Source organism: Bacillus bruguierae, assembly GCF_037104725.1.
Taxonomy (GTDB): Bacteria; Bacillota; Bacilli; order Bacillales; family Bacillaceae_G; genus Bacillus_A; species Bacillus_A bruguierae.
The window spans coordinates 56,968-76,341 of the sequence record NZ_JBAWSX010000001.1 but is presented as its reverse complement, the minus strand read 5'-3'; the positions used below and the strand labels follow the sequence as shown (position 1 = coordinate 76,341).

Genomic DNA, 19,374 nt, shown 5'->3' with positions numbered 1-19,374 from the left:
CGCAAATAGCGGAATAAATACAAAACAGACGACTTCGCGTCGTCTGTTTTTGTATTTAAGACCGATATATAATCATCGCAGAGAAACAATAAATCTGACTCTCTTCATCATTGTTCGAAACCGATACTTGGTACTTAATATCTACAATTTTTTCTTCATCCACTTTCTTCAAAAAGACATTGATAGCCTCTTCTAAATCCTTTTCATGACTTTCATCAAATATTTTCACGCGAATCACATTAACACCATCCTAAGTCACAACCTTCTACTGCTGGACTGTTATCTCGGCGCGTATCAATGATGCGATAAAACTTACCATCTTCATATAAATAGCCATCTTCTAATACATACTGCTTCTCTTCAGTATAGACATAAAATTTACCAATCATAAATTTATTAGAGTATAATTCCAAATAATCTGTTTTGAACTTCGCCACTACCTTGTCTGTAATATCAATTTTAATTGTACGACTCATCTCCCAGCCCTCCTTTCGAAAAAGAACGGATTGGTTTATTGTATTAAGGATTTTTGATTTTATGAATGAAAATTAAGGGGATATGCTGTGGAAAAAAAGAGAGACGTGCCATATTAGCGAGCTTACTGCTGTAACCCCTCTGTATTCATAAGTACAATTCTCCAACCATCCGGATCTTCTATGGTAATTCCTTTTTCTTTCCAATAAGGGTTTTCTGGTTCAACTTCAAAATATCCCATTGTATTTAATCTATTATTTATGTTTTCGATTTTAACTTTATCCGGCATATAAAATACAAGTAAATTATCTTTTGTCGGAGCAGGACATGGACTTCCGTTCATATGCCTTGTAAACTCTAAATGATATTCTACACCAGGTAATCCAAACATTACCCCATCATAGCCTTCATGATTGTGAAACTCGCCTATACGTTTTAACCCCAATCCTTCTTCGTAAAACCGAATTATTTCTTCAAATTTGTCTGTCGGTCTTGCTATTCTAAATTGAACCCAACTTTCCATACAATTCTCTCCCTATCATTTTAGAATACTTTCAACTTCTATTATAAAATAGCCATATGCTTCTTAAAATCACTCATTAGGATGAGATAAAATAAGACAAAAGATTTATAAATTAATAAAAATATACCCCTAGCAAAATCAATAAAAATCATTTATTTTTTCAAAACAATATCCATACTTAGCAATATATATAAATCCAACTTGATTTTCCAACACACAAGTCGTCGCCATGCTGAACAAAAAATAACCTGCTACTTTCTTTCTCTCTTTGTTTGAACTTCGCACGTGGAAGAAAAAGGAACTGACCGCTTCTACGCATGGCCAGATGCTCTCGACCATCTAAAAAGAAAAGGGGTTTATGTCAGGTTTTTAATTTGGATTTATATATATCTAAAACTAGTAACCACAATTAAGGTTGGTATAGAGTAAAATTTCGCTACATATACAGAAAAACCTACAAAAAATTTAATTATATTGATTAATATTGTAATTTTTGGTATAAATTTCTTGTGTAGTTTTAAAAAAATTCAAAATTCAGAGGTGGTTTCTAGTGAAGAAAAAATACGCTTTACCAGCAGTCGCAGCTACATCCTTATTACTGCAACCTATGAGTACGTTTGCTCAAACGAACGAAACAAAGACTGTTACTTCAGAAGAAAAAAAAGAAAATGTAAATCAGAAAGAACTTGAATCAAAACAAACGAATGCTCCTGAAACTGTGCAAAAGCAAGAATCCAAGTCCGAACAAGAACAAAAACTAACTGAACAAGCAAAGCCTGTACAAGAACAAAAGCCAACTGAACAAACGAAACCTGTACAAGAACAAAGCCAAACAGCGGCTCCATCTTCACAAGAAAATAAACCAACACCTCAGCAAACGGAACCTACAAAAGAAGAAAAATTAAAAGAGGAAACAAACCAACAAGCACAAGCTCCAGTAAAACAAACAATCTCAGAAATGTTCCCTGACGCAACCATTGCCGATGCAGTTGCTAGTGAACTTGAAAAAACACCTGACGATAAAGTAACAAAAGAAGAATTAAAACAAGTAACAAAGCTTTACATTACAAACGAGGGAACATTCACTTCTTTACAAGGATTTCAGTTATTACCGAATTTAGAAGATCTTAATTTGTATGCAAATAATAATGTAAATACGGCATTAACTAAATCGCCTCTTTCTATTGATTTATCAGGCAATAAGAAACTAAAGCGCTTAGGTATAAGCAACTTAGGAATCAATGCACTTTCTTTATCTGAAAATAAAGATCTACAATCATTGCATTTAGAAAACAATCAAATTGCTGTATTAGATGTATCTAACCAAACGAAACTAACGGATCTGTCAGCTATACATAATGGTATGAAAGAATTACGTTTACCAAAAGAATCGAAACTAGACACACTTGATGTATCTAACAACAATCTAACAAATTTGAACTTAAAAAATCAAGTTGCATTGCACACTCTCCTTGCAGAACACAATGCACTTTCTTCTATACAGTTCAATCCAAACGTAATACTTCACAATATCCAATTAAATAACAATGCACTGAATGATTTGCCTAACTTAAACACATCCAAACTTTCTTATTTAAATATCGTAGAAAATAAATTTGATTTAAAAAATGGACCATTTGCGAAAAAGCATCTTGAATTGTTACAGCAAGATTTTAAGCCTGATAATGGGCAAGAGGCTTTTGGTTATTATTTTGATTATCAATTCTCAACTCACAGTGATCGTCCAGATGCACCAGTTGTCCTTGCTGATATGAAAAACAAGAAGATTTTAGGCGTAACTCAACATATGGAATACTCTCTTAATGAAGGAAAAACATGGCATGATTTCATGATTAATGGACACCTTTCAGTCGAAGAAGGTAAAAAAGCCCTCATTCGATACAAAAAGACTGATAAATGGTTAGAGAGTGAATCAACAAAACTAGTATTCTCACAAACAGATAATACAAACAATGGAAATGGGAATAACAATAATAACGGAAATTCCAACAACGGCAATAACAACTCTAATAACAATGGAAATTCTAACAGTGGCAATAACAATTCTAATAACAGTAACACGAATGGAACAGGTCAAGTTAACAACTCAACGAAATCCCAATCACTTCCACAAACAGGTTCTGCTGTTGAAACAACTGGAATCGCTGGAGCTCTTGCACTCCTTGGAGCTTGGTTCTTGCGAAGAAAGGCACAGCGAGAAGGAGAATAATAGAAATAAAAAAAGAAATCAGATTGAATCCTTTTATGAGGATCAATTTGATTTCTTTTTACTTCACAAACATTATGACAAAGTAGGAATGAAATGTGTGAAACGCTCATTTGTTTTGGGAAAAAAGCAGATTATCAGTATACATAACTACTTCTAAACTTTATAAATGCCTCTTTTCTTCAAAATAAGATACATACTTAAAAACAACATATACTCAAAACTCGCAACCATAATTAGTACTGGCACCGGGTAAAATTTAGCTGCATATACAAAAAAATCGATTTGCAAAATGTCGTCATAATTTGAAACTGGCCCTTTAAAATAATTCGTAAACTTAGCGGAATATTTCCATTCAAATGAATCCTCGATTAGATTACTTCCTTCGTACCAACTAATAAGAGCGGAAACGCTGAAGAAGATAATTGCTATCCCGAATTGAACGATGTACCTTGTTTTCATACACTATTCTCCTTTTTATTTTATAAACAAAACAAAGCGCCTCCAAGTTTATACTCGGTAGGCACTCTCCTGTACATGTATCGTTTTAAACGATCATATGTCATACATTGTTATCTCTCTGCTTTTTATAGAAGCGATTTGAATCCTCAATCATAATCCCTCCAACAATTATCATGATTGCCGCAAATATTTTGATACACACTCTATATCCATAATCTAAATCTTTAAAATAAAGTGTTGTGACCATGTAAATAACAGCACCAGCTACTGCAAGAATTAAACCTTTATATTTCTGAAAGAACATGTAAATCCACCTTTACTATGTATATACAATTGACATAAAAGCTAGCGTAAATCTTGCAATTGATATGTCAAAAAACAAGAACTCCAAAATAATACATAACATCCAATATATTCATAATAAAGGTTTGTAGAGTATGATTCAATATCCATATTAAAACTAGAGAATCCTAGCTATATGATTACTGTCCGAATTGCTCTATTTGTTTTAGTTTTAATCGCTGTTCTAAAACGTGAATCATAAAGAGGAAATGCTTCGCTTCTCTTACAACGTGATCCGCTAGTAAAGGATTAATTACATTCTAGATTGTGATTTAACGCTTGTAAGATGCGCATCAAACATATCAATTATTTCAAGGAATCTATCAGCTTCACGGAAAACATGGTCTGCTAATAGTGGGTGAATGATACTCTTTATTTTACATTGCTCGATTAAATCACGTGCCGTTTTCTTAAAGTCCCGAAGAGATGTGACTGACACACGATTTTGATCCAGAAATTGATCTAAAAGAGGAACTGTTTGAGATTGTGGTTTCATAGATTCTAAGTCAATTGCTTGATACATCAATTCATCAAAATCATTACTAAAATTCCGGGCCATATCTACAAGCTTTCTTTCCGATGGATCAAGAAGATGACCAATAAATTTAGCATGGTCTGCCATAATCCTTAAAAAGAAAACATTTTCTTTAATAATGGCATCAGGAAGAGCATTCAATTTACCCGCATTTAATTCAATTAAACGATTTCTAAAATAATCAGCTTCCCTACTTGTATGATCAACTAACAGTGGAAAATTATTTTGCCCTGGCAATTTACATGTGAGAATTAATCCTAGAATTTTTCGTTTAAATCCGAAAATATTAGTTGCAGCTTGTTGTACTTCTGAATTAAATCTTTTTATTTGCTCAGGATCTGTTTGATTTGTATAGGAATGTGCAATTTGTTCGATATGTTCAAACAATCGGTAAAATTGATTAGCCTCTTGGATTAGTTGAGTATCCTCACATCTAAACCCCAATCGAAGAAATAAAGAATGCTCTTTCATGATTCTAGACCAAAAACGAATTTCATTTAATGATCGTTCAACAAACGCTCCAGATGTAACACCCGTATCAGGATGTAATCTATCCATTTTCAATCCCTCCAGTAAATACTATGCTAGTTCTATTCTTATGAATAGATATATGTAAAAATACCATCAATAAAAGTTCAGTCTGGCTATAAAAATAATCTTATTATTTCTATTCATCACAACATAAATAATAATTATAATTTATTTACCAAACAGACGACTCCAAAGTGATTTCTTCTGTCCTGAAGCTACTATTAGGCGCTGGCGTTTTAATTATTAAGAACAAAAACAAGCTGCCATTTAACAGCAAGAGGGGGGCGTATTAACTTTATCCCTATACTCGTGGGCAGTAAAACCCCACCTCAAGATTCAGAGAAAAGCAAAGAAGATAAGTGGAGGATAACTGCTGGCATGCGCCCGATTGGTTCAACTAATCATCTATAAGGAATACCCCGCCACTGATGGAAGTTTCACTTTATCCCGCTCTAACAAGCAGTAAGCAAAGATGGGAATTGCGAGAAGAGGAACTGCTTGTAAGAACCGGATTGGTTCAACTAACCATTCGGAGAAAAGGCATCTCCGAACGGAAGTTTCACTTTATTTATCACCCGGGGCAGGCTGATCCACTCCCTTAACATGGTGTTTATGCCCATTATTTTCCGTCGTATAAAAGTCGTAATAATGAACATGCATTCCGTTTCCAACTGGAATTGCTGGTCCTGAATACGCCTTGTAATAGTGTGTATGTCCATCTTCGAACAATACATATCCTTCTGTATAATGTATATGCCCTCCCTCTTGTGTCTTAATGGGCGGAGATGTTACATCTAGGCACTGATGGACATGTCCTCCCTCAACAGATGTATAATCCACTGACCCATGGTTATGATGTGGCACAAAACCAGAAACGAAATCATTTTTTCCTACCCTGTTCACTCTATCCATTCTCTTCATTCCCCTTATGCATAAAGATAAACTCTATAAACTAGTATGCTTATACTATTGAGATAATTCCCCTCTTCATATATACAAGTTAAAAATCGACATAAAACCTCTTTCTTTTTTTGGAGGTCGAGAGCATCTGGCCATGCATAGAAACGGTCAGGGCCTTTTCCTGCCACATCCGAGGTTTAAAACAAAGGGAGAAAGCAAGTAGCGGTCATGTTGTCTTTTGCATAGCAGAGACTTATATGCGGGAAAATTTAAATGGATATATAGTTAAATTAACACCGAGATTTGAAAGATTTTTAACAGGATCAGATAGCCAAAAGTAAGCAAATTGCATTTTTGTTTTCAAATTCCCTAAAATACGAAAAAAGAAGATATCCCCAAAATCATCACTTCGGAGACATCTTCTTTTCCTATCTATGCTGTAACATCGCAACTAACTTCTCTTGACTATACATCCAAACAGTAATAACTAAACAAGCAAGCGCTACTTCTGATAACGCCATAAACCCAATTGCATAATGGCCTGTTAGTTGGAATAATAGTGTTAAGATTAATGGCGGGAAGAAACCACCAAGTCCACCAAGTGCCGATACAAGACCATTTACAATACCAGCTTGCTTGGAGAAATACATTGGTACAAGTTTAAAGATTGTTCCATTTCCAGTACCAGCGCAAAAAGCAACTAATAAACAACCGAATGTGTATACATTCATCTTTGGCATGAATGATAAAATAATTCCTGCTAATGTTAAACCGGTAAAGACAAAGATTAAAATTTTAAATGGATTAAATTTGTCGCCGAGCCAGCCGCCAATTGGACGCATAATTGTTGCTAATGCAATAAAACCAGCTGTACGTAATCCCGCATCTACTTTCGCTAAGCCGAAGTGAGATACGAGGAAGTTCGGTAAATAAACTGTAAATGCGACGAACGAACCAAACGTTAAGAAATAGAAAATACATAAGAACCAAAGCTTTTCATTTTTATAAACACCTTTAATTTGTTCCGTTAATGATGTATTTACCTTTTTCTCGTTACGATCTCCTAACAGGAAGTTTGCTAATGCAAATGCAGCGAGTAAGATTAAGTACATTTGTACCGTTGTTCTCCAGCCAAATGAAGTTGCAAGTACTGGTGCGAGAAAGGATGTAACTGCTGTTCCTATATTTCCTATTCCGTATATTCCGTTTACAAAGCCATGCTTTTCTTTCGGATAGTATTTCAGAAGAGATGTTACCCCTACAGAGAATACAGCTCCGCCAACCCCAGCAAATAAACCGCCAATAATTAAATCTAGCATCGATGTTGCCATACTAATATAAAAGACAGGGAATAATAGAATAATAAAACTAATAAAGAATAATTTTCTTGCTCCGTAACGATTGGTCCAGTAACCAATTGGAATGCGAAGAATAGAGCCTAAAATCACTGGTACTGCCGTGACAAGAGAAATCTGTCCTGCTGTTAACACAATGTCTGCTTTAATAAATGGCATTAAAGAAGATAAAATCACCCATACCATAAAGCCAAGTATAAGATTTGAAGTTTGTAATCCTAACTGAAAATTCGGATTTTTCATCAGTCTCTCCCCCTATTTTGTTCAATATTTCACATTTTCTATTGCTTCCCTCCTGCCTAATCACGCTCTTTCATGATTAGGCAGGAAAGAATCACCCGCCGCTTACGGGTGGAATCAATGCGACAACATCACCATCTTGGATCATATCATCTTCATTCGCATATTCTTCATTAATTGCTGCCATTATGTGCTGAGAAAGAGAGACATTGTAGTCCTTCATTACAAGCTCCTTCAGCTCTGCTACCGTAAGGTTTTGTACATCAATTTGTAATTGCTGTGTTCCAGCTTCTTCTTGTAGATGGGAAAATAATAATACTGTAATCATTCCACTTTCTCCTTTCCTGGTTCTCCGTTTGGATACGGTGTTTGCTCTAATTGATCACCAATCCATTTCTCACCGTCTTCCCAAAACTCTTTCTTCCAAATGGGAACAATTTGTTTAATGCGTTCCATAATATATTCATTCGCTTCATACGCCGCTTTTCGGTGCGGCGTCGATACGGCAACAACAACCGCAATATCAGAAATTTGCAATGTGCCGATGCGATGTGAAATGGCCACATATGTTCCTGGCCATTTTTCTTTCGTTTCTTCACCAATTTTGGCAAGCATTTTTTCAGCCATCGAACGGTATGCAGCATACTCTAGGTAAAGCGTACGGCGCCCTTTCGTAAATTCGCGCACTGTACCAATGAATGTCGTCACAGCGCCGCATTCACGGCGAATGGCTTTCTGCGCTACTTCTTCAATGGAAATCGGCGTATCCACTACTTCAAAATACGTTTTTGTCATTTTGCATCCCTCATTCTTTGTACGAACCAATTTATATACTTCTCATCTTCCGTTATATAAAAAACTTGATAGTTCTCTTTCCCTGTTTTTAGAGCCTCATTCCATGTAATAACGGCGATCACATTTTCTACACTTTCTAATAAAGAAGCATCTTCCTCTGACCGAAGTAGAACAACTTTCGGGTATCGTTCTTTTTTATATCCTTCAACGATTATGACTTCCGCTTCAAAACATGTATACAAATGAATAATTTTTTCTAAAGACCAGTCGCGCTGAGCGGATAAAGACAATAATCCGTCCCCTTCCACTGCGCTGACAATCGCTCCAGCTTGGCGATGACGTTCGCTATCTTTTTGCAAGGGCAATTCTGGATATCCTCCGTGGCCATGATGCTTAATCGCCCCTACTTTCATACCTTCAGTCGTTAGCGCTTTAATCAGCTTCTCTGTCAATGTTGTCTTTCCACTATTTTGATACCCTATGATTTGTAAGACTGGAACGGCTCTTTCCACGGCCACTCACTTCCTTGCTCTCTGTCTAATAAAAAGACAGTAACAGTCATACCTTCTTCAAAACCGCGCGTGCCACCTGGCAAGACGATAAAAGCATTTGCATCGGCTAGTGAAGAAACAGCACTTGATTTATCAAGTCCAACTGGCACTGCTTGCAGCCTTCCATTTACAATGTCTACTTTCCCTCTAACAAAGCGTGTAAATGGATTTGCTTTCGGGAACCCCTTCATTAAAATGGCATCACCACGGTACATATGCGGCTCTTTCATACGTAGAAATGTTCGAACAACCGGACGTACGAACAATTCAAAGCCAACATAACAAGCAGACGGATTACCCGATAATCCAAACAATAATTTTCCATTTACTTCTGCTACTGTCGTTACACTTCCGGGGCGCATCGCCACTTTATTGAACAGTACGTTCGCTCCAAGCTTCTCATAAATAGCTGGTAAGTAATCATAATCCCCAACTGACACACCGCCTGTTGTAATAAGAATATCGACTTCTTCCATTGTCTTTTTTACCATCTCATAGCACGTATCGAAGTCATCCGCGAATTGGCCATAATACCGAACCGTTCCGCCTGCTTGCATAATTTGCGCAGCAATCATATATGAGTTACTGTTGCGAATTTTCCCCGGTTCAAGCGGCTCATGAACTTCTAACAATTCACTTCCTGTCGTCACAACTCCAATAACCGGACGTTTTATGGCGGCTACCTCACTATAGCCAAACGTTGCAAGAAGCGCTGCCACTCCTGGATTAATCATCGTTCCTTTTTCAACAAGCACATGGTGCTTCCTTACATCTTCACCCTTACGTGAAATATTATCGCCTGACTGAAACGGACGCTTCAACTTCATATATGTCTTCTCGTCTTTTTGAAATCCTTCTGTCAGCTCAAGCATGACAACTGCATCACAACCAGTTGGAATCGCTGCACCGGTCATAATGCGGACCGCTTGAAATGCCTTCACTTCTTCTGTAAAAATAGAACCAGCACCAATTTCTCCAACCACTTCAAATTGGGCTGGATGCTCCTGACTTGCTTTTTTTGTATCTTCTGCACGAATCGCAAAACCGTCGTATGGAGAGCGATCGAAATGAGGAACATCATGATCCGCTACTACGTCTTCGCCAAGAATTCTCCCATAACTTTCTGTAAGCGGTACCTGCTCTGTTTCTCCATATTTTGCATATTCCATCACATGTGCCACTGCATCACTAACTGCAATTGGTATTCGTTTTTCTAGCATCATTTTCACCCCGTATTTGCAAAATATCACATCTTCATTACAATTTTTGTTGTACAATGCTAATCATAATAGCAATTACTTCAAGGAGGAATTTCATGTCTTCATTTACTCATTTTAACGAACAAGGCCGCGCCAAAATGGTCGATATTAGCGATAAGAAGATTACTGTACGAACAGCCATTGCTTGTTCAAGTATCACCTTGACGAAAGAGATTTATGATAAAATTACTCATAATAAAATCGGAAAAGGCGATGTTTTAGCCGTTGCACAAATCGCTGGTATTATGGCAGCAAAACGTACTTCTGATATTATTCCGATGTGTCATCCGCTGCTTCTTAAAGGTGTTGATATTTCCTTTGACTGGCATATTGCAGATGAACAATATCGTTTGCTTATTGAAGTAAAAGTGAAAACAGAAGGCAGTACCGGCGTTGAAATGGAAGCCTTAACTGCCGCTTCTGCTACTGCTCTTACCGTATATGACATGTGCAAAGCTGTCGATAAAGGTATGATTATTGGTGAAACATACTTGTTTGAAAAAACAGGCGGCAAAAACGGTGATTATATAAGAAATCAGTCTTAATCCAAGGGGGCACCCCCTTTGGATTCACCCTATATAACGCGCATATAATCGCTTTGCCACTTGTATATCATTTGTACCATGAACGAATGCCCGCCCGTCTTGGAATAAAACGAAGCGATATTCATCAGCATGAAATGATAATAAGTACGGTGTCCTCTCTACTAGCACGCTTCTTTGTAAGCGCTTTTCCAATTCTTCTAAGTTAAGCGGCTGATTTATGCCTGGACGTATCTGAACCGTATTACGGCCGCATAGTACTTCTGTTTTCATTTGTGCTTCAAATGTTAAGCTTGGATATGTACGCAGCTTGCCGCATGATAGACAGTTTTCTTTTTTCTGCCTATTTACTTTAAATGCCATATACTGATTGTTCCAAAGATCAAATGATACCATCGTTTCCCTTAGTGCTGCAAAATCTCCAACTAATATTTTTAAAGCTTCGGCAACTTGATAAGCAACAACCATTTGTACGGCTGGTTGAATAATTCCCGCTGTATCACACGTTGCTCCGCTCGTTGGATGCTCCATTAAACAGCGAAAACATGGTGTTTTCCCTGGAATAATCGTATACGTTACACCGTAGCTCCCAACGCAGCCACCGTATATCCACGGAACGTTATACTTTTGTGAAATATCATTAATAAGAAGGCGCGTATCGAAATTATCCGTTGCATCAATCATAACATCTACGTTTTGAACAAGCCGCTCTATTTCTTGCACCGTTACATCTGTTACAACCGGCTCAATGTCTACGTCAGAATTAATCCGCCTTAAGTGCTGCGCGGCTGCAACTGCTTTTGGCACATAACGCTTCGCATCTTCTTCTGTATATAATTGTTGCCTTTGCAAATTGCTCCATTCGACATAATCACGATCTGCAATCGTCAACTTGCCAATTCCTGCCCGAACAAGCGCCTCAGCATTTGCTGCACCAAGTGCACCAGCGCCGATGATTAATACATGTTTTTCACGTAAATTTCGCTGACCAGCTTCCCCAATCTCAGAAAATAGTATTTGTCGTGAGTACCGCTCTTGCATCTTAACCCCTTCTCCCTATCCGCCAATATATGACATTTCAATTTTTGGGCGGTTATTTGCACTTTCTTCCGTTCGTTCATCTGAATAACGATCTTCCCGCTTCTTCCACGCATCTTGCACAACTTGAAACAATTCATCATCATCTATCCCATTACGAATCAGCGTTCGTAAATCTGTTCCTGTCGTTGCAAATAAACATGTATACAACTGACCTTCTGCTGAAATGCGCGCTCTCGTACAAGAAGAACAAAACGATTCAGAAACAGAAGTAATAAAACCAACTTCGGCCTCAGTTCCAACATATCGATATCGCTTTGCCACTTCACCGAAATAATGTGGATCTACTGGCTCAATTGGATACACACGGCCAATCATATCGATTAACTCTTTCTTTGTAATAACTTGTTCAAAGTTCCAACCGTTTGTACTTCCAACATCCATAAATTCGATAAAGCGAAGAGGGATGCACTGCTCTTTACAATAAGCGGCCATCTTCAAAATTTGTTTATCGTTCATTCCTTTTTTCACGACCATATTAATTTTTACGTCTAAGCCGGCGAATCTTGCTTCTTCAATTCCTCGTAATACAGGTTTTGTACCTACATTGCGACCATTAATACTTCGAAATACATCATCATCTAATGCATCTAAGCTGACGTTTATTCGCTGTAAACCTGCCTCTTTCAATGCCTTTGCTTGCTTCGTTAAATGAATCCCATTTGTCGTTAGTCCAATATCTGTTAAACCTTCTATTTTAGCAAGACGTTTAATAAGCTGTGGTAAATCTTTACGAAGTAACGGTTCGCCGCCAGTTAAACGAATTTTCCTTACGCCCATGCGAACAAAAAGTTTAGCCAATCGCTCAATCTCATCAAACGTCAATAAAAACTCTTCTTTTAAAAATGCATAATCTGGCCCAAACACTTCAGCCGGCATACAATACGTGCACCGAAAATTACAACGATCAATAACAGAAATGCGTAAATCTTGAAGTGGCCGCTGCCATACATCTACAATCTTCTCAGTCATCTTCACCCCTCCTTCTTGCTGTATATATACTTTTATTCTATTATAATATATTTTAAAATAGGGTGTTTTTGCTCTTGCACTTTATCTTTTTTTGGCTGTCTTTCATTTGTCTTCATCATAAAAAAAGAACAATACTCTATGTTGTGATATTTCTCACATCAATTTCTTCATTCAAAAATTCTTCACAAATCTGTTCAAAAACTGTTCACAATTAGTCAAGGAAAAAAATCTCTTGCATTTTCACTATATTTATATTCAAAATAAGAAATAGACTATTCTGAGAAGAGAGGTGATTGCTGTGGCAAACAGTACTGCATTATCAAATGATTTAAAAGAATTACTCGCATCTGTCGAATATAAAATGCAAGTGAACAAATCTAATTATATTTTCCAAGAAGGTATGGAGGCAAAAGAACTATATATTATTCACTCTGGAAAAGTGCAAATTAGTAAAATTAGCGCTGACGGTCAAGAATTGACACTGCGCATTTGTTCGGAGAATGATATTATTGGGGAACTTACATTATTTACAGAAAATGCCAAATATCTATTAAATTCAAAAGTGCTTGAACATGCAGAAATCGGCGTCATTAAGCGGGATGCATTAGAAAAAGCATTGCTGGAAAAACCAGCTCTTGCCTTCGAATTTATGAAGTGGGTTAGTGAACATTTACGAAGAATGCAAACGAAGTTTCGTGATTTAGTATTGCACGGCAAAAAGGGAGCACTCTACTCAACTCTTATTCGCATGACGAATAGTTATGGCATTTTAAAAGAAGATGGTATTCTTATCGATCTTCCATTAACGAATCAAGAGCTTGCAAACTTCTGTGCAACCTCCCGTGAAAGTGTCAATCGCATGTTAAATGATTTAAAAAAACAAGACGTTATTTCTATTCATAAAGGCAAAATTACCATTCATAATTTACACTTTTTAAAATGTGCAATCGCTTGTGAAGATTGCCCTACTTCTATTTGTAGTATTGAGTAGCATTCTATATATACAAGTTAAAAAACCGACATAAAAACCCTTTTCTTTTTTGGGAGGGACGAGAGCATCTGGCCGTGCATAGAAGCGGTCAGGGCCTTTTCCTGCCACATGCGAGGTTTCAAACAAAGGGAGCTAGCAAGTAGCGATCATGTTTTATTTTGCATAGCAGCAGCTTATGTGTCGGAACATTAGAATGGATATATTATTGAGGATGCTGCTTTTTTCTTTCTCCCCCCTACTCTACACATAAAACATATTTTGCGATGTGCAAAATGTCACACTTTCTCTATTTTCCCCTTACACTCTCATGAATTTTGACAATCTGTTGAACTGTGATAGATATCACATCTCTATTTTGCATGCCCTCTTATAGTGAAATTAAGCAAGAGAGACGCAATAAAGGAGTGAGCACTATGAAAAAGAAACTATCACCATTCATGCAACGTTTAAAATATTTTTCTCCAATAGATCGTTATAACGATAATCATACGCAAGAAACGTATGAAGACCGGGAATGGGAAAATGCCTATAGAAAACGGTGGCAACATGATAAAGTAATTCGCTCCACACACGGCGTAAACTGCACCGGTTCTTGCAGCTGGAACATTTACGTAAAAGATGGAATTGTCACTTGGGAAGGACAAGAGCTAAATTATCCGTCTACTGGTCCTGATATGCCAGATTTTGAGCCCCGCGGATGTCCGCGCGGAGCAAGCTTTTCTTGGTACATTTATAGTCCGCTTCGTGTGAAATATCCATATGTGCGCGGCGTCCTTTGGAATATGTGGCAAGAAGAACTGCAAAAACATGAATCACCGTTAGATGCTTGGAAAAGCATTGTTGAAAATCCAGAAAAAGCACGCACATATAAAGGGGCTCGCGGAAAAGGCGGCTTCATTCGTGCAAATTGGGATGAAGTATTACAGCTCGTTGCTGCTTCCTTACTATATACAGTAATCAAGTATGGCCCTGATCGAAATGTTGGTTTCTCACCAATTCCTGCGATGTCAATGTTAAGTCACGCAGCTGGCAGTCGCTTTATGCAGCTTATGGGCGGACCGATGCTGAGCTTCTACGATTGGTACGCTGACTTACCGCCAGCTTCGCCGCAAATTTGGGGTGATCAAACCGATGTGCCAGAAAGTAGTGATTGGTACAACGCTGGCTACATTATGACATGGGGATCCAATGTACCGCTAACACGGACGCCAGATGCCCACTTCTTAGCGGAAGTGCGCTATAAAGGAACGAAAGTTGTTTCTGTTAGCCCTGATTTTGCCGAATCAACAAAATTCGCTGATGACTGGATCAGTGTAAAACAAGGAACAGACGGTGCACTTGCAATGGCAATGGGGCACGTCATTTTACAAGAATTCTACGTGGACAAACAAGTAGACTACTTCATCAATTATGCAAAACAATACACCGATTTCCCATTCCTTGTCACGTTAAAACAACAAGAAGGTCAATTTGTTGCAGATCGTTTCTTAAATGCTGCTGATATCGGCCGGGAAACAAAGCTTGGCGAATGGAAACCTGTTCTTTGGAACGATAACGGTCATGATTTCGCTACGCCGCACGGCACAATGGGATCACGCTGGGATAACGAGAAAAAATGGAATTTACGTTTAGAAGATGAACAAACAGGCGAAAAAATTGATCCGCGTCTTTCTTTACTTGGTATGGAGGATGCAATTGGAACTGTACAAATTCCATACTTTTCTGATGACGGAAATGAGGTATTAGAACGTACCATTCCAGTGAAAAAGATTCCAACACCAAACGGCGATCTTTTCGTAACAACTGTCTATGATTTAACATTAGCAAACTACGGCGTGGACCGCGGTCTTGGGGGGCAAGAACCGAAGAGCTTTGATGAAGATGTTCCGTTTACGCCAGCATGGCAAGAAAAAATAACAGGTGTAAAACGAGAACTTATTATTCAAATTGCTCGTGAATTTGCTCAAAATGCCGTTGATACAAATGGACGCTCGATGATTATTGTCGGCGCTGGTATTAACCATTGGTTTAACTCGGATACGATTTACCGCGCTGTCTTAAACCTAGTTCTGCTTGTTGGGGCACAAGGTGTAAACGGCGGCGGCTGGGCTCATTATGTTGGCCAAGAAAAATTACGTCCGGCAGAAGGTTGGCAAACCATCGCAACCGCAAAGGATTGGCAAGGCCCGCCGAAACTACAAAACGGTACATCCTTCTTCTATTTCGTTACAGATCAGTGGCGCTATGAAGATACACCAGTTGGACATTTAGCATCACCAGTTGTCGGCAACTCACGTTATCAGCATCACGGTGATTATAACGTATTAGCAGCAAGACTCGGCTGGTTACCTTCTTATCCAACATTCGAGAAAAACGGAATTGAATTATATAAAGAAGCGGTCGCTAGTGGTGCAACAACAGGGGAAGAAATCGGGAAATATGTTGCAGAAAAGCTAAAAAACAAAGAGCTCAAATTTGCGATTGAAGACCCTGATAACCAAAATAATTTCCCGCGCAACTTATTCGTCTGGCGCGCGAATTTAATTTCAAGCTCCGGTAAAGGACACGAATATTTCTTAAAACACTTACTAGGTACAACAAACGGACTAATGAACGATGATCATGATTCATTACGACCAGAAGAAATTACATGGCATGAAGAGGCACCAGAAGGAAAACTTGATCTATTAATCAACTTAGATTTCCGTATGGCTGGAACAGCACTATACTCTGATATCGTTCTTCCTGCTTCAACGTGGTATGAAAAGCATGATTTAAGCAGTACAGATATGCATCCATTCGTGCATCCATTTAACCCGGCAATTGGTTCACCATGGGAAGCTCGTTCTGACTGGGATATTTTCTGCTCCCTTTCAAAAGCAGTCTCTGATTTGGCACAAAAATTAGACCTAGAGCCAATGAAAGAAGTTGTTGCAACGCCACTTCTTCACGATACACCGCAAGAATTAGCACAGCCGCTTGGACAAATTAAAGATTGGAGCAAAGGGGAATGTGAGCCAATCCCAGGCAAAACAATGCCGCAAATTCATGTTGTAGAACGAGACTATAAAACGCTGCATGACAAAATGACCGCACTCGGGCCAAACGTTGGAAAACAACCAATTGGTACAAAAGGCATCTCTTGGTCTGCTGAAAAAGAATACGAACAATTAAAGAGAAAATTAGGAGTAATCCGCACTGATTCTATCGCGAAAGGATGCCCTGACATAACAGAAGCAATCAATGCCGCTGAAGCTGTGTTAACCCTTTCTTCGACAACAAACGGTCACATGGCAGTAAAAGCATGGGAAGCGCTTGAAAAACAAACAGATTTACAATTGCGTGATTTGGCAGAAGAGCGTGAAGAAGAATGCTTCACATTTGAACAAATTACAGCGCAGCCAAAAACGGTTATTACATCACCCGCTTTTAGTGGTTCTGAAAAAGGAGGACGCCGCTATTCACCATTTACAACAAATGTGGAGCGTCTCATTCCATGGCGAACAATAACAGGGCGTCAATCTTTCTACTTAGATCACGACATGATGAAAGAATTTGGCGAAACAATGGCAACGTTCAAACCAATTTTACAGCATAAACCGTTCCGTAAATCTCGCCCTGAAGTAGAAGGAAAAGAAATTACGCTAAACTATTTAACACCGCATAATAAGTGGTCTATTCATAGTATGTATTTTGATGCACTGCCGATGTTAACACTGTTCCGCGGCGGACCAACAGTATGGATGAATAAAGATGACGCTGCCGAAGCCGGTGTTGCTGATAATGACTGGATTGAATGCTTTAACCGAAACGGCGTTGTTGTTGCACGCGCTGTCGTCACACACCGTATGCCGCGTGGAATGGCCTTTATGCATCATGCACAAGATCGCCATATTAACGTGCCTGGTACGAATTTAACAAGTAACCGCGGAGGAACACATAATAGCCCGACGCGCATTCACGTAAAACCAACTCATATGATTGGCGGATACGGTCAATTAAGTTACGGCTTTAACTACTATGGCCCAACTGGAAACCAACGCGACTTAAATGTCGTCATCCGCAAACTGAAGGAGGTAGATTGGCTTGAAGATTAAAGCGCAAGTCGGAATGGTAATGAACCTTGATAAATGCATCGGCTGTCACACTTGTAGCGTAACATGCAAAAACACCTGGACGAATCGTCCAGGTGCTGAATACATGTACTTTAACAACGTGGAAACAAAACCGGGCATTGGCTATCCAAAACAATGGGAAGATCAAGAAAAATATAAGGGCGGCTGGGAGCTGAAAAACGGAGATCTTCAGTTGAAATCCGGTTCAAAAATGAAACGGCTCATGAACATTTTCCATAACCCAGATCAACCAACAATTGATGATTACTTTGAGCCTTGGAACTATGATTATGAAACATTAACAAACAGTCCGCAGCGTAAACATCAGCCGGTCGCTCGCCCAAAATCAGCTATTACAGGTGAATTTATCGATAAAATTGAATGGGGCCCAAACTGGGAAGATGATTTAGCAGGCGGGCATATAACAGGCTTACAAGATCCTAACGTCAAAAAAATGGAAGAAGAAATTAAAACGGATTTTGAAAATGTGTTCATGATGTACTTACCGCGTATTTGCGAACATTGCATCAATCCGCCGTGCGTATCTTCTTGTCCATCCGGTTCTATGTATAAGCGCGATGAAGATGGCATTGTCCTTGTTGACCAAAATGCATGCCGTGCTTGGAGATTCTGCGTTTCTTCTTGCCCGTATAAAAAAGTGTATTTCAACTGGCAAACGAATAAAGCTGAAAAATGTACAATGTGCTTCCCGCGTATTGAAGCTGGTATGCCAACAATTTGTTCAGAAACATGCGTTGGACGTATTCGTTATATCGGAGTTATGTTATATGACGCTGACAAAGTAAAAGAAGCTGCATCTGTACCAGATGAACAAGACTTATACGAGTCTCAGCTTAACGTATTCCTAGATCCAAATGATCCAGAAGTAGCTGCTGAAGCAAAGAAACAAGGTATTCCAGAAGAATGGATCAAAGCTGCTCAGCAATCACCAATTTATAAAATGATTATCGATTGGAAAATTGCTCTTCCTCTTCATCCAGAGTATCGTACATTGCCAATGGTTTGGTATATTCCGCCATTAAGTCCAATTATGAACATGGTCGAAGGAAAAGGAAGCAACTGGCAAGCAGAAGAAATCTTCCCTGCTATTGATAATATGCGTATTCCGATTCAATATTTAGCAAATTTATTAACTGCAGGCGATGAATCTCATATTCGTCTTACATTGAAAAAAATGGCTGTCATGCGTACTCATATGAGAGCATTGCAAATAAATAAAGAACCAAATGAAGCTATATTAAAAGAACTGAACTTAACAAAAGAAGACATTGAAGATATGTATCGCCTTCTTGCAATTGCGAAATATAAAGATCGTTTCGTCATCCCAACTTCTCACCGCGAGCAAGTGGCAGATCTTTATAACGAGCAAGGAAGCTGTGGTCTTTCCTTTGCTGGTGGTCCTGGCTCATGCATGACAATCTCTTAAAATAAAGGAGGTAAC

19 protein-coding genes and 1 pseudogene are annotated in these 19,374 nt (G+C 38.5%); 5 read left to right on the top strand and 15 right to left on the bottom strand.

Annotated features, from left to right (window positions below; translation table 11 throughout):
• Nucleotides 1–55 precede the first annotated feature (55 nt).
• From WAZ07_RS00395 to WAZ07_RS00385, 3 genes are all read right to left on the bottom strand, one after another.
• Entirely contained in the window at nt 56–238 is a 183-nt protein-coding gene (locus WAZ07_RS00395) for a sporulation protein Cse60 (RefSeq protein ID WP_090918722.1), read from the bottom strand.
• A gap of 1 nt (nt 239) precedes the next feature.
• Complete coding sequence (locus tag WAZ07_RS00390; protein WP_090918724.1) at nt 240–476, bottom strand: DUF2553 family protein; 237 nt, start codon at nt 474–476, stop codon at nt 240–242.
• A gap of 122 nt (nt 477–598) precedes the next feature.
• A complete protein-coding gene (locus tag WAZ07_RS00385; protein ID WP_336470879.1) occupies nt 599–997 on the bottom strand; it encodes a VOC family protein in 399 nt (132 codons plus the stop codon).
• 550 nt (nt 998–1,547) lie between these two features.
• On the opposite strand from WAZ07_RS00385, the gene WAZ07_RS00380 reads away from it, so the two are divergent.
• Nucleotides 1,548–3,227, top strand: a complete 1,680-nt coding sequence (locus WAZ07_RS00380; RefSeq protein WP_336470878.1) for an LPXTG cell wall anchor domain-containing protein — start codon at nt 1,548–1,550, stop codon at nt 3,225–3,227.
• A 153-nt stretch (nt 3,228–3,380) separates the two neighbouring features.
• Here WAZ07_RS00380 and WAZ07_RS00375 read toward each other — a convergent pair whose 3' ends face one another.
• From WAZ07_RS00375 to WAZ07_RS00335, 10 genes and pseudogenes are all read right to left on the bottom strand, one after another.
• Nucleotides 3,381–3,686, bottom strand: a complete 306-nt coding sequence (locus WAZ07_RS00375; RefSeq protein ID WP_336470877.1) for a YjdJ family protein — start codon at nt 3,684–3,686, stop codon at nt 3,381–3,383.
• A gap of 100 nt (nt 3,687–3,786) precedes the next feature.
• Complete coding sequence (locus WAZ07_RS00370) at nt 3,787–3,990, bottom strand: hypothetical protein (RefSeq protein WP_336470876.1); 204 nt, start codon at nt 3,988–3,990, stop codon at nt 3,787–3,789.
• Between the two features lie 178 nt (nt 3,991–4,168).
• Nucleotides 4,169–4,288 (bottom strand): annotated as a pseudogene (locus WAZ07_RS26385) (DUF2935 domain-containing protein); the annotation flags it as partial.
• On the bottom strand, nt 4,282–5,121 hold the full coding sequence (locus WAZ07_RS00365) for a DUF2935 domain-containing protein (protein WP_090918733.1): 840 nt from the start codon (nt 5,119–5,121) through the stop codon (nt 4,282–4,284). The gene WAZ07_RS00365 and the pseudogene WAZ07_RS26385, both read right to left, overlap by 7 nt.
• Before the next feature lie 537 nt (nt 5,122–5,658).
• Nucleotides 5,659–5,997: a YmaF family protein gene (locus tag WAZ07_RS00360; protein WP_090918773.1), complete on the bottom strand. Its 339-nt coding sequence runs from the start codon at nt 5,995–5,997 to the stop codon at nt 5,659–5,661.
• Between the two features lie 425 nt (nt 5,998–6,422).
• Nucleotides 6,423–7,592: a nitrate/nitrite transporter gene (locus WAZ07_RS00355; RefSeq protein ID WP_336470875.1), complete on the bottom strand. Its 1,170-nt coding sequence runs from the start codon at nt 7,590–7,592 to the stop codon at nt 6,423–6,425.
• A gap of 91 nt (nt 7,593–7,683) precedes the next feature.
• Nucleotides 7,684–7,917: a molybdopterin converting factor subunit 1 gene (gene moaD, locus WAZ07_RS00350; protein ID WP_336470874.1), complete on the bottom strand. Its 234-nt coding sequence runs from the start codon at nt 7,915–7,917 to the stop codon at nt 7,684–7,686.
• A complete protein-coding gene (locus tag WAZ07_RS00345) occupies nt 7,914–8,384 on the bottom strand; it encodes a molybdenum cofactor biosynthesis protein MoaE (RefSeq protein WP_336470873.1) in 471 nt (156 codons plus the stop codon). Before WAZ07_RS00345 ends, moaD begins: the two co-directional genes overlap by 4 nt.
• Nucleotides 8,381–8,902, bottom strand: a complete 522-nt coding sequence (gene mobB, locus WAZ07_RS00340; protein ID WP_336470872.1) for a molybdopterin-guanine dinucleotide biosynthesis protein B — start codon at nt 8,900–8,902, stop codon at nt 8,381–8,383. Before mobB ends, WAZ07_RS00345 begins: the two co-directional genes overlap by 4 nt.
• Nucleotides 8,863–10,155, bottom strand: a complete 1,293-nt coding sequence (locus WAZ07_RS00335; protein WP_336471394.1) for a molybdopterin molybdotransferase MoeA — start codon at nt 10,153–10,155, stop codon at nt 8,863–8,865. The genes mobB and WAZ07_RS00335 overlap by 40 nt, the downstream gene beginning before the upstream one ends.
• A gap of 95 nt (nt 10,156–10,250) precedes the next feature.
• On the opposite strand from WAZ07_RS00335, the gene moaC reads away from it, so the two are divergent.
• Nucleotides 10,251–10,739: a cyclic pyranopterin monophosphate synthase MoaC gene (gene moaC, locus WAZ07_RS00330; RefSeq protein ID WP_336470871.1), complete on the top strand. Its 489-nt coding sequence runs from the start codon at nt 10,251–10,253 to the stop codon at nt 10,737–10,739.
• A 24-nt stretch (nt 10,740–10,763) separates the two neighbouring features.
• On the opposite strand, the gene WAZ07_RS00325 is transcribed toward moaC, so the two are convergent.
• Together WAZ07_RS00325 and moaA are read right to left on the bottom strand one after the other, a co-directional pair.
• Nucleotides 10,764–11,777, bottom strand: coding sequence for a molybdopterin-synthase adenylyltransferase MoeB (locus WAZ07_RS00325; protein ID WP_336470870.1), 1,014 nt, complete (start codon nt 11,775–11,777; stop codon nt 10,764–10,766).
• A gap of 15 nt (nt 11,778–11,792) precedes the next feature.
• Nucleotides 11,793–12,806: a GTP 3',8-cyclase MoaA gene (gene moaA, locus WAZ07_RS00320; protein WP_336470869.1), complete on the bottom strand. Its 1,014-nt coding sequence runs from the start codon at nt 12,804–12,806 to the stop codon at nt 11,793–11,795.
• A 298-nt stretch (nt 12,807–13,104) separates the two neighbouring features.
• Here moaA and WAZ07_RS00315 point away from each other — a divergent pair, with 298 nt between their 5' ends.
• The 3 genes from WAZ07_RS00315 to narH all read left to right on the top strand — a co-directional run bounded on the left by WAZ07_RS00315 (nt 13,105) and on the right by narH (nt 19,359).
• Complete coding sequence (locus tag WAZ07_RS00315) at nt 13,105–13,797, top strand: Crp/Fnr family transcriptional regulator (protein WP_336470868.1); 693 nt, start codon at nt 13,105–13,107, stop codon at nt 13,795–13,797.
• A gap of 413 nt (nt 13,798–14,210) precedes the next feature.
• Nucleotides 14,211–17,894, top strand: a complete 3,684-nt coding sequence (locus tag WAZ07_RS00310) for a nitrate reductase subunit alpha (RefSeq protein ID WP_336470867.1) — start codon at nt 14,211–14,213, stop codon at nt 17,892–17,894.
• Nucleotides 17,884–19,359, top strand: coding sequence for a nitrate reductase subunit beta (gene narH, locus WAZ07_RS00305; protein ID WP_336470866.1), 1,476 nt, complete (start codon nt 17,884–17,886; stop codon nt 19,357–19,359). Before WAZ07_RS00310 ends, narH begins: the two co-directional genes overlap by 11 nt.
• The last annotated feature ends 15 nt before the right edge of the window (nt 19,360–19,374 follow it).